Raw genomic sequence first — 13,461 nt, 5'->3', positions numbered from 1 at the left:
AATAAGTTACGTGTAATACATATAAACATCGTGTAAGTTATCTTAAATACTAGTATTTGTTGCTTAACCTATAGATAACTTTCGTAAGTATTTTGCCACTCAGATATATATTAATAATAATTATAATGTGGCTCTGGTCAGAGAACTCCTTCAACATTCAGACTTAAAAACTACACAAAAATATATTAATCTTCGTACAGAAGAGGTAGAAAAAGCTCTTAATGGTCATATTCAATTATTGTAGAGGGTAAAAAAGGAAAATGCCTTCCTTTTTTTATTCTTAATTGACATCGATAAGGATAATCTCATTAGGGATAATGTTAATCAATTGAATAAGGGCATGAAGAAGATATCACAGGATAACCAAAAGGAATTAGAAACATTAAAAAAAGAATATCAATTAAATATAAGATTAAAAGTTGCAGAAGTTAAAGAAGAATTAAACAATAAATTTAACCACGAACAATTCAAACGAATAAAATAGCAAATTTTCTTATAGTTATTATGCTGGTTGCCTGTTTTCCAACGAATTCTTTTGCACTTGAATCTACTACAAATCCAAATCCGGTAGTGAGTAATACAGCAGATACAGGAAGTGGTGGTAGGCCAGGCAAGATAGTGAAAGAAATAATAGAAAAAAGGGCAAAGAATACAAAACAATTTTTAAAGGATGATGGAACTTATGAAGCAGTATTATATTCAAGTCCAGTTCATTACTTGGATAAAGGATTATGGAAGGATATTGACAATTCTTTAAGTGAAGTTAGTGATGGCATTAATGTAAGCAAAAAAGTATTATCTACAAAAGAGAATGACTATAAAGTTAAAATAGATAAAAATGCTGATTCAAAAAAATTAGTCAGTATTGTAAAGGGTAAATATGAGGTTGAATGGAATGTTGACAAAGCAAATGGATCTGATGTAAAAATCAATCCGTTAGATCAAAATACAGTAAATACCCAAATTGAAAAGGAAATTAATATAAAAATAGATAGTGAAAAAGACAATATAAAAAACAAAGCAGTGGCAAAATCTATATTAATAGAAAATGAAAAGAAAAAAACTTTAGATAATATAGCCTCACAGGTAACTTTTAACAACATTTTTACCAATATAGACCTGCAGTATATTATCAATAGTGATAAAGTAAAGGAAAATATTATTATCAATAAGCCAGGCAGTGTAGGGGAAGTTTCCTTTAATCTAAAGGCTAAAAATTTGAAACCTGAAATTCAAAAGAATAACAGTATAATTTTCTATGATATTAATGATTCAAAGAAAGCAATTTTTGAAATGCAGTCACCTTTTATGATAGATGCAAATAAAGAAAACAGTAACAATATAGGTGTTGCATTGGAAGAAAATAAAGACGGATACAAATTAACATTAAAACCTGATGCCAACTGGTTAAATGACAGCAGTAGAGCATACCCGGTAGTATTGGATCCACCGATAAGCACATCTTTAGATGTAAATAGTATACATGATACTTTTGTAAGTCAAAATAACCCTAGTCAAAACAATTATACAGCTGTTTCATTAGGAGTAGGGAAAGGATCTTTATCTGGAGTTACAAGAAGCTTTATAAAATTTGATTTGCCTGCATTAACAAGTGGCAGCATTGTTACAAGTGCAGATCTTAAATTAGCACTTTACACTACTAATACTAATACAAGACAGATAAATGTAAATAAAGTAAATAGTAATTGGGATTCAAGTACATTAACCTGGAGTAATGCTCCTTCATTTGATTCTGTAGTTCAGGATTACCAGCTTGTTAATGGCGATGCCAATAGCTTCGCTTATTTTAACGCTACAAATATTGTAAAGGAATGGTACAACACAGGTAATAATTATGGGTTGATGCTTAAGAACAATGATGAAACTGTGGGATATAATGAGTTTTATTCGTCAGATTGTTCAACGACTTATGCGGCATATAGACCACAGATAACATTAAATTATATTAATAATTCAGGGCTTGAGAGTTATTGGACATATCATTCACAGTCGGTTAACAGGGCTGGGACCGGATATATAAATGATTATAATGGAAACTTGACTTTTGTACACGATGATTTAAGCATGAGTGGAAATAAAATGCCTGTCAATGTAAATCATGTGTATAATAGCAACGATAGAAGCACCGGTTTTGGATATGGTAATGGTTGGAGACTGAATTTAAACCAAAAAGTTACCGTAGAAAATATTGGTGGAAGTAATTATTATTGTTATACGGATGAAGATGGGACAAAACATTACTTTTTTTATGATGCAGCTTCAAGCACTTATAAAGATGAAACGGGATTAAATATAACTCTAACTTTAAATGCTGATAGTACTTATACTGTAAAAGATAAAGGTGGAAATCAATTAATTTTCACATCTAATGGATACCTATCAAAAAATATAGATAATAATGGTAATACGTCAACATTAACTTATAATGGAGTTGTATTAAAACAAATAACAGATGGAGCAGGAAGAATAACATTATTTGATAGTACAGCGCAAGGTAATCTGCTTGGAATAACTGATCCAGCGGGAAGAAGAACGAGTTTTGCGTATAATGGAGTCAATCTTCAAACTATAACTTATCCAGATGGTAAAGTTACAACATATAATTACGATGCTAATAATAATTTAATTAGCGCAGTGAATTATGATGGGTATAAAGTAACATATACATATAATGCTGGAGCAGCCCACAGGGTAACCAAAGTACTTGAATCTCATACTGACGGCACTCTTGGTGATGAATCTAATATTGCTTATGGAAACAACCTTACTTCATTTACAGATGTAAGTGAAAGAAAGGATATCTTCCAATTCAATGATTCAGGAAACACTGTGAGCACTAGAGATTCTCAAGGAAATGCAAATTATACTAAGTATACTGAGCAGACAAATGACGCTAATAAAAACAAGACAACTCTAGACTCTAAAATTCAAAAAACTACAGTAAATTATTTGAAAAATCATAGCGCTGAATATGATACAGATTGGAGCTATGCAAATGAATCTTCTTCCACAGGCTCAGGAGGATTTAGCATTGCTGATAAGTATATTGGCAAGCGTTCACTTACGATAAACAAAACAAACATTAGTAGTAGGAGCTACATTCAGCAGTCATTGACTTTAGAAAAAGGCAAAACCTACACTTATTCCGGATATATCAAAACAAACGCTGTATCAAATAACAGCGGTAAGGGCGCACATTTGCTCATTAACTACAAAAACAGTGCCGGAACATGGCTTGAGGCTAACTCATCCTATGTTTCAGGAACAATTGACTGGGCAAGATATGAGGTTACATTTACAATTCCATCCGATGCCTTAACTGCTGATGTCATTGTAAAATCAGCAGTTGCAAATGAAACTGGTACAGCCTATTTTGACAGCCTCCAGCTTGAGGATGGATCTGTTGCAAACAGGTACAACCTTATAGAGAATGCAGATTTTAGAAATGGCTCGTTCACTAACTGGGTTAAAAACATAGATTGCGATGCAAGCGATGCACTTGCATATATGGATCCGTCCGCAGATGCAAACTACACCAGTGCAAATATTGATAGGAATTATTTTAAAATAAATGGAGATTCAGGCAAGAATAAAAATATAAGTCAGACTGTAAATGTATCCGGAAATCTAGGAGATACTTTTGTATTAAGCGGATGGGCAAAGGCTAATTCGGTGCCATTAGCTTCTGGCCGTTCATTTGCAATTTCTGTGGGTGTTAAAGGGCTAGACGGAACTTGGCAGTGGATTACTGTACCTTTTAATAAAGCAGCATATGATTGGCAATATATATCTAGTGTTATAAAAACAGATAGAGCATACCAGTCAATTAATGTTTATGGAATGTATTACGATAATGCAAATACAGCATGTTTTGATGGTTTTAGATTGTACAAGGAGGAATTTGGAGATAGCTATATTTATGACTCAAATGGCAATCTTTCATCAGCGACAGATATAGCAAAACAAAAATCAAATTTCGTATACAATACCACAAATGACCAAATCACTTCATCAGATCCAAAGGGAAGTGCAACTAATGATGAATATGATTCAAAACATAATATAACGAAAACTACCACTGCAGAAAATGTAGTGCAGTCATTTACATATGACAGTAGCGGCAATAAATTAACTACTAAAGTAGGCGACAGCACATTATTTATAAACTCATCAACATCATATACAGCCAGTGGAAATTATATAAACTCAACTACGGACAGCAGTGGCAATATTTTAAAAAACAATTGGGATGAGACAAAAGGATTATTAAACAGTTTTACAGATGCGAATAATAAAACAACATCCTACACTTATGATAATAATACAGATGATTTATTATCGGTTTCAAAAACAGCCGATGGACAGCAAGTTAAAAACATCTATAATTATCTAAATGATAAAATAAGTTCAATAACAAATAATGGATTCAGTTATAACTTTGGATATGATTCTCTCGGAAATAACACAACTGTTTCGGTTGGAAATCAGAATATAATAACCAATAGTTATGAACTAAGAACAGGAAAATTGCTAAAATCAAACTATGGTAATGGGCAGGAGATTAGTAGTGATTATGACAGTTTAAATAGAGTCTCCTCAAAAAAATATAACGGTATATTAAGATATAACTACGAGTATGATTCTAGTGGAAATATTGGATACCAGAAGGATCTAATAAATGGAACAAATTATAGATATTTTTACGATATATCTAATAGACTAGTACAGTTTAAGGATAGCTTAGGAAATATATTAAGCTATAACTATGATGACAATAATAACAATAGTAAAATATCTGATAAGATTAATGGTACCACCTATGATACAAGTTATGGGTATGATAAGGATAATAAGCAAAACTCCATAATTTATAGTAGAGCAACATCAAATACTATAAGTCAAAGTTATGATAAGTTAGGTAGACTTTCCGTCAATACTGTAAATACTGGAACCGCAAACTACGGTACATCTTATGGGTATACAGCAGGGGTAAATGATTCAACTACTGAAAAGATAGGTTCGATAACAAATAATGGTAATGCAATTTCCTACACTTATGATACAAATGGTAATATTAGTACCAGTACTCAGAATAGTAAGGTAATAAAGTATTACTATAATGAACTAAATGAACTTACAAGAGAAGATAATCAAGTATTAAACAAAACAATAACTAGCGCATATGACTTAGGTGGTAATAAAACAGTTAAAACCGAATATCCATACACAACAGGTACTCTAGGGACTGCAACAGTATCATATCCTTATGTATATGGAGATACAAATTGGAAAGATAAGTTAACAAGTTATAATGGAAATGCAATAACCTATGACTCCATAGGAAACCCATTAACCTATAATGGCAATACTTATACATGGGAAGAGGGCAGGAAACTGGCAGGATTATCTGGTAATGGTAATGCTATAAGTTACAAATATAATGATAGTGGGATAAGAACCTCCAAGACAGTAAATGGAGTTAAAACTAGCTATCATTTAGTGGGAAATAAAGTAACCTATGAAACCAATGGAACCGACATTATATATTATACGTATGACAGTTCTGATAGTCTTGTAAGTATGAGCCTAAATGGTGTAGAATACTATTATATAAAAAATGCTCAAAGAGATATTATTGGTTTATTTGATAAGAGCGGAACCGAGGTAGTAAACTATACTTATGATTCGTGGGGTAAGTTAATATCAACTACAGGAAGCTTGGCATCAACTGTTGGCGTTAAAAATCCTTATAGATATCGTGGTTATTACTATGACAACGAAACATCGTTATATTATCTTCAATCAAGATACTATAATGCAGATTGGGGAAGGTTTGTTAATCCTGATTCGGTTTTAGGTAATCCTGGACAGTTACTAAGTTATAATCTTTATTCTTACTGTGAGAACAATCCAGTAAATAATTATGATCCAGATGGACATGCGTTAATTGGTGCATTAGTTGGAGCAGGATTTGGAGCATTACTCGGTAAGGCTATAGCCAATTATTACGGCTTACATGGATGGAAGAAAACTGCAACTATAGCAGGATGTTTAGTCGGTGGGGCAGCTATTGGATGGTATGCCGGAGCAATTGTAGCGAAGTTAGCAAATCGAATTATGAGTTCAGTACTAGGTTCATTAACATTAGGCGGAGCCTGCTTTACAAGTGGAACGCAGATTTTAACCGAGTATGGTCACAAATCAATAGAAAATATTAAAATTGGAGATTATGTATACTCCGAGAACCCACAAACTGCTGAAAAGGGACTAAAGAGAGTAGAAAATATATTTATTCGAGAAGTAAATAGTATAGTAAAAATTGAAGTTGATGGGGAAAAAATAAATACTACAACCACTCATCCATTTTTCGTTGTAGGTAAAGGATGGGTAAAAGCCGGGGATTTAAAGGTTGGTGAAAAACTACTTTTATTTTCAAATAAGGAAATAAAAATAGAAAAAATTGCAATTGAAAAATTAAATATCCCTGTAAAAGTATATAATTTTGAGGTTCAGGATTGGCATACCTATTTTGTGTCAAATACTAGTATACTTGTTCATAATGCTTGTCAGGATAGAGGTATGATTCAAAAAATAGGTGTAGCATTGAGGATGACAAATACAGAGAGACGAAATTTCGGTAGTTATGTTGAAGAGTATAAACATACTACAGGCATACCTAATAATGGCACATTATCTTGGGGTTTGCTTAAGGCATTAGCAAAACAATTCCTAGGTAGGCGTTAGCAAAAGAAGTTTAAGTGGTATTGACTTAATAAATGAATTATTTTTAATAAAGGTGAAAGGAGTGTTAATTTGGGTGACATATCAGGTAAATGTAGTCTTGTTATTAAGGGAAATGATTATCTGGACTTTAAATCTATTGATAATAATATTGGAATGATGCCATCAAAAAAGTATAAAAAGGGTGGGGCTTTTAGTACTCTAGCTCCTAATGCAATACCTAGAGATATATGGATTTATGATTCTAATATAGGACAAGATGGGAATGTAAATATGGCACTTGACGTATTATTAGATAAATTAAAAGGGTCAAAAAATTTCATAAGAGATTTGTCCATTACTTCAGATATTTGCATAAGATGTTTTGTTCAATCTGACCTAGCACAAATCGGATTTGATTTATCACCATATGTTATTAATGGATTGACTAATTTAAATGTGAGAGTTGAAATATCTATACTATCATGGGGTCAAGTAGAGATGGATTAATTGATCATAAAAATAAATTTAATCTATGAAAGCAGATATAAAAATACTTCTTATTTGATTATTTAATATAAGTAAGATTCTCCCTCATTGATGCCCTAAAAAATTTATAAATGAGCTTAAATAAAGCACACAAGTGATTGACCAAACCACTTATGTGCTTTATAATATTAAACTATATTATCATATTTAAAGGCAGCAAAAAGATACATATGCGTAAATAATCGTAATTAAAATGGTAAACCCGACTTTTATGAGATACAGAGGCGTTCAATACTATCAAATACCTTTAAAATAATATATACTGACATATTTAAGAGTGAGGTATAGGATAATTATATGGGTACATATTATTAGATGTAGGTTTTAATATATCGACAAAGTGAAAGTAACACAATGTCAAATGAGTTACTTTCACTTTGAGGGTACATCTCTTCAAAGAAGCTTTATTGTAATGTGTATCATAAAACATATCAAATTACATGATACACTTTTACAACCTACTGAGTGGGTTTATGGCACCTATTTTCTTTATTTATTCATGTATCATATAACTATAGTTTTTTGATACACTCGTTTTTATATAAACTTCATTGTTAAATTTGCAGTTAAATTTAATTAAATTCTTACTATAACTCTTGCGATGGATTCCCTATTGGGTACAGCATCCCCTTTAACCCTTAAATATAACTGGTAATATAGTCATAGTTCATTTTAGTGGACAAACACGAACTCTATGAATAGGTATAAATAAAAAAGAAGCAAATTTTATGCTCCATTTTATTTCATACTTATTTATTAGCTTTTCTTAATAATTGTAGCTTTTAAAATATAGGGACTAATTATATATGTTCATTCACTATTATCTTGTAATTTTTAAAATTAAAGAATATTAATTACTTATATAGAAAATAAAGTAATTAATGCAATTAAGGAGGATGAATTAATGAGTACAAAAAATGAAAATCGGGTTAAACTTCCACCAGATCCTAAAATATATCCGTTGATTAGAAGTGAGGTAGAAGAGAAACTTTTCACAAAAACTTAATAAAATAATTGATATACATTTTATTAATAATAAGCTATAAAAGGTTACAAAAATAGACAATTAGCAATCCTTATCTATTTTTTTTATTTATATATATTAGTTTGTTTAAAATGGGTATATTTAACGAACTCTTTTTAAGCTTTTTCGTCACCATATAATGTGACTTTAAAGGCTATTATGTTTCGTTCGTCTGATGTGGCCCCTAAATGAACTCAAAATTTATTAAATATAAATTTATAGTTCATTTAGAGGCCAGATATACAAATCCCTCTATTATTTTTCTTTTGATATATACCAATATGCTGCTCCAATAAACACAGCACCACCTACGAAGTTACCTAATGTAACCCATATTAAGTTATGTGCTAGTCCACCCATTGAAATTGCCGCTCCATGAGGGACCATTAGTGATACTGAAAGCAACGTCATATTAGCAATGCTATGTTCAAATCCTGTAGTTATAAATGCAAACAGACACCAGAATATCATTATAAGTTTAGCTGTCTCTTCTTTTAATTTAATAGCGCACCATACAGCCAGACAAACTAACATATTACAAAGTATGCCTCTTAAAAATAATTCCATACTTGGAGTTGCCATTTTAGCTTGTGATGTTTTTAAAATAAAAGCTGCAGTAGTTCCTTTTGCAAGGCCTGCCCCTACAAATATTGCTGCAAGTGCCACTGATCCTGCAAAATTCCCTAAAAAGCTATAAATCCAAATATTAGCTGAATCAAGCCATGTAACTTTCTTTTCTAGGGACCCTATTGTCATTGTCATATTGTTTCCTGTAAAAAGCTCAGAGCCTGCCATTATTACAAGACTTAAAGCAATTCCAAAGGATGCGCCCATTACAATTTTTGTAGCAGGAGACTGCGAAGCTGATAATAATCCACCAATAGTAAATATTAATAAAATTCCAAATCCTACATAAATACCAGCAAGTGCTGATGATGTAAGGTACCTCATTTTGCTTTTCTTTAAGAGTTCAGACTTTTTTACCGCCGATATAGAAACTTTGTTAATTTCTTCACTAAACAAAATATATCATCTCCTTAAATAAAGTATAATCACAATGTATCATTATATAAAAAAAAAGTATGTGACCATTGTCACACACTTTCCAAAATTATTATACATTTTTTTAAATGAAATTATAATTTTTCTAAATCTAATTCTAAATCTTCACCATTAATCCTAACTGGTGTATATTCTCTTTTAGCATTATATACAACTTCTATTGCTAAAGTATCTTTTTTGATTTGCTCTTCAAACTTCTTTATAACATTTTGAAGCATTTCATTCCCAGAAACGTAGATTTTAATTTTATCTGCAACCTCGAAACCACTTTCTTTTCTCATGTTTTGAATTTTGCTTAAAATCTCACGTACATTTCCTTCTTCTTTAAGTTCTTCTGTGATGTTTGTAATTAATACTACTCCCATCTCACCTTCTCCAGCAAATGCATAACCTTCTAGTCCTTGCATTGTAACTAGTAGTTTTTCGCTGTTAAGTTGTATTTCTGTTCCATTTACATCTATAGTAACTATACCACCACTATTTATAGTTTGAGCAAGTTCCATTTGATTCATAGCTCCTATTGCTTTTTTAATACCTGGTATTAATCTACCATATGGCTTCCCGAGAACTGGTAAATTAGGTTTTATTTCAAATTTAACATATTTAGAAATGTCAGCGCCTAACTCTACTTCCTTAATATTAAGTTCTTCTCTTACTATATCACCATAATATTCTGGTAAAGATTTAGAACTAACTAGCATTTTAGAAAGCGGTTGCCTATTTTTTATATTAGCAGCATTTCTTGCACTTCTTCCTAGTTTAACAGTTTTATATGCCATATCCATTTCTACTTCTAATGCTTTATCTACTTGATCCTCTCTATATTCTGGCCAAGCACATAAATGAATGCTTTCTGGTACATTTTTATCAAAAGCAACTACTAGGTTTTGATATAGTTCTTCTGTTATAAATGGTATAAACGGTGCAGATATTTTAGCAAATGTTGTTATAACTCTATATAGCGTCATATAAGCGCCTATCTTATCATCTGTAAGTGATTCAACCCAGTATCTTGACCTATTTCGTCTTACATACCAGTTAGATAATTCATCAATAAAATCTTCAAGTTCAAGGGCGCCTTGAGTTATTCTATAGTTTGTTAGATGATCATCTATATCTTTTACTAATGAGTTAAGTTTTGACATCATCCATTTATCCATAATATTATCAGACGTAAAGTCTTCATATTTAGTTGGGTCAAAATTATCTATCTCAGCATATAGAACGTAGAATGAGTATACATTCCAAAGTGTTCCTATGAACTTTCTTTGAGCTTCGATAACTGCGCCTTCATAAAATCTTGATGGTAACCATGGTGCACTAGCAGTATAAAAATACCATCTTAAAGCATCAGCTCCTTGATTCTCAAGTACTGTAAACGGACTTAACACATTGCCTTTATGTTTAGACATTTTAAATCCATTTTTATCTAATACATGGCCAAGTACTATACAGTTCTCAAATGGGTTTGTATCAAATACTGTTGTAGATATAGCAAGTAATGTATAAAACCATCCTCTTGTTTGATCCACTGCTTCTGAAATAAATTGAGCTGGAAAATTAGCTTCAAATAATTCTTTATTTTCAAATGGATAATGATGTTGCGCAAATGGCATTGATCCTGAATCAAACCAACAATCTATAACTTCTTCTACCCTATCCATAGACTTTCCACATTTTGGGCAAGTTAAATGTACGTTATCTATATACGGTTTATGAAGCTCTATCCCTTGGGGCACATCTATTCCTTTTTCATTAAGTTCGGCTATGCTTCCTATCATTTCTCTATGTCCGCATTCACATTCCCATATTGGAAGTGGAGTTCCCCAGTATCTTGTTCTACTTATACTCCAATCTATAACGCCCTCAAGGAATTTACCCATTCTACCAGTTCGCACGTTATCCGGCATCCAATTAACCTTATTGTTATTTTCTATAAGTTTGTCTCTCATTGAAGACATTCTTACAAACCAGCTTTCTCTTGGATAATATAAAAGTGGTGTATCACATCTCCAGCAGTGTGGATATGAATGTTCAAATTTCTCTGCTTTATATAGGACATTATTTTCTTTTAAATTTTCTAATATCTTAGCATCGGCATCCTTAACGAAAATACCCTTCCAAGGAGTTACACATTCTACAAATTTACCTTCTACATCAACTAAATTAATGAGTGGCAAATCATATTTTTTACCAAGCAAGTTATCATCTTCACCATAAGCTGGAGCAATATGAACTATTCCTGTACCGTCTGATAGAGTTACGAAATCTCCGTGAACTATATAGAAGGCTTTTTCCTTAGGTGTATAAAAATCAAACATTTGCTCATATTCAAGTCCTAGAAGAGCTTCTCCCTTAAATTCACGTACTACTTCATATTCTCCCTCAAGTTTACTTAATAAATCTCTTGAGAGTATTAAAGTCTCACCTTCTTGGATAGCTTCAACATAATCATATTTTTTATTAACTGCAAGAGCTACATTACTTGGAAGAGTCCAAGGAGTGGTAGTCCAAACAAGTATAAATTTATCTTCACCTTTTACTTTGAATTTTACGTATGCTGACATTTCTTTTACATCCTTATATCCTTGAGCTACTTCATGCGAGGATAGTGATGTTCCACAGCGTGGGCAATAAGGCATAACCTTATGACCTTTATATAATAGATCTTTATCCCACATTTGTTTTAATGCCCACCAAACTGATTCAATATAATCATTATGATAAGTTACATATGGGTGCTCCATATCTATCCAGTATCCTACTCTCTCAGACATTTCTCTCCACATTTCAACGTAACTAAAAACACTGTCCTTACATTCCTTTACAAACTTTTCTACTCCGTATGCTTCTATTCCAGGCTTCCCAGTAATTCCAAGTTTCTTCTCTATTTCAAGTTCTACTGGTAATCCGTGAGTATCCCACCCTGCTTTTCTAAGAACATTATAGCCTTTCATCACCTTATATCTTGGAATTAAATCCTTCATAACTCTTGTTAAAACATGACCTATATGTGGCTTTCCATTAGCTGTTGGTGGACCATCATAAAAAGTAAAGGCTTCTCCACCCTTATTTAAATCAAAGTTTTTTTGAATAATATCTTTTTCTTTCCAAAGTTTAAGTGTATCTTTTTCCATATCCATAAAGCTTTTTGAAGCGTCATTTTTTTTGTACATAATAAAACTCCTCTCGCTATTTAACCATTAAAATTAAACCTTTTTTAAATATAAAAAACCCCATCCTAAATAGGACGAAGTTAAATTCGCGTAACCACCTACATAATAAATTCTAGTACAATCATAATAAATAAAAATTCAAGTACAATTATACCTTATTCTTTAACGCAGAAATACGGAAAAGCTTACTAAGTTTCAGCTCTCGGCTCCTAGGTGATTTTCTTTAAGTTTTCACTATGGGCTCTCAACTGAATCCCACTCTCTGTAAGTTTCTTTCCTAAATACTTTTCCTAATCAAAGCTTTTATTAGTCATAATTATTAGATAATATAAATATATTATAAATTAATATGAACTTCTTACCATTATATAATAATGGTATTTTATTGTCAATTTCTTTTTAAGTTCATAAATAGCATTTCCATTATTTAATATTCCCATCCTATAGCTATCTATGATATAATATTAGTTAAAATTGTAATTTAATTAAATTATAAAATGTATAGCAACTTAACTTTTTATAAATAAATGATATTATTTTTGATTTAACTTGCAAAATATCACCATTTTTTTGAGAATAATTATAATTATTGATGTTTTCTATTGACACAGCTTCATTTTTGTAATAAAATCATTTTATTTATAAGTATTATTTACTTGTGTGAAAAAAAAGAATTATCTTCTATTATAAGTAATAATAAAAAAGGAATAAGTTAACTACTTAATGCATAATAAAATGCAATTCCTAAAACGGTCAATTAAGCCACTCAGTGACTTTTTAGCAATATAAATATATATCTTAGGGGCTTGTGAAATGCTAAAATAAAAATTGTGGATAACTTTTGGGAAAACCTCCAAAAAGTGCAAAAAAAAGAGTACTCAAAGAACCCTTGAAAAAATGTAATGCGGA

General features: G+C 31.3%; 6 protein-coding genes and 1 other annotated feature. Of the genes, 4 read left to right on the top strand and 2 right to left on the bottom strand.

Translation table 11 applies throughout. The features are described from left to right. Positions 1–70 precede the first annotated feature (70 nt). The 4 genes from KPL55_RS26865 (at position 71) to KPL55_RS24185 (ending at position 7,251) form a co-directional block, all read left to right on the top strand. Positions 71–244 (top strand): tyrosine-type recombinase/integrase, encoded by a 174-nt coding sequence (locus KPL55_RS26865; RefSeq protein ID WP_376770507.1) that lies wholly within the window; start codon positions 71–73, stop codon positions 242–244. A gap of 96 nt (positions 245–340) precedes the next feature. Continuing rightward, positions 341–484, top strand: a complete 144-nt coding sequence (locus KPL55_RS24195; RefSeq protein ID WP_216309325.1) for a hypothetical protein — start codon at positions 341–343, stop codon at positions 482–484. 20 nt (positions 485–504) lie between these two features. Further along, positions 505–6,765, top strand: a complete 6,261-nt coding sequence (locus KPL55_RS24190) for a DNRLRE domain-containing protein (protein ID WP_216309324.1) — start codon at positions 505–507, stop codon at positions 6,763–6,765. Between the two features lie 69 nt (positions 6,766–6,834). Next, positions 6,835–7,251: a DUF4279 domain-containing protein gene (locus KPL55_RS24185; protein WP_216309323.1), complete on the top strand. Its 417-nt coding sequence runs from the start codon at positions 6,835–6,837 to the stop codon at positions 7,249–7,251. Positions 7,252–8,569: 1,318 nt separating this feature from the next. Here KPL55_RS24185 and KPL55_RS24180 read toward each other — a convergent pair. After that, positions 8,570–9,337 carry a formate/nitrite transporter family protein gene (locus KPL55_RS24180; RefSeq protein ID WP_216309322.1) on the bottom strand — a complete coding sequence of 256 codons (768 nt, stop codon included), beginning with the start codon at positions 9,335–9,337 and terminating at the stop codon, positions 8,570–8,572. A 113-nt stretch (positions 9,338–9,450) separates the two neighbouring features. Then, on the bottom strand, positions 9,451–12,552 hold the full coding sequence (ileS, locus tag KPL55_RS24175) for an isoleucine--tRNA ligase (protein ID WP_216309321.1): 3,102 nt from the start codon (positions 12,550–12,552) through the stop codon (positions 9,451–9,453). A gap of 67 nt (positions 12,553–12,619) precedes the next feature. Then, positions 12,620–12,859 (bottom strand) — a binding site (T-box leader). Positions 12,860–13,461 lie beyond the last annotated feature (602 nt).

The organism is Clostridium lacusfryxellense (assembly GCF_018861735.1).
In the GTDB taxonomy this organism is placed as follows: domain Bacteria; phylum Bacillota; class Clostridia; order Clostridiales; family Clostridiaceae; genus Clostridium_AD; species Clostridium_AD lacusfryxellense.
Note: the sequence above shows the minus strand (reverse complement) of the source record. Positions and strands in the feature narration are given on the sequence as shown.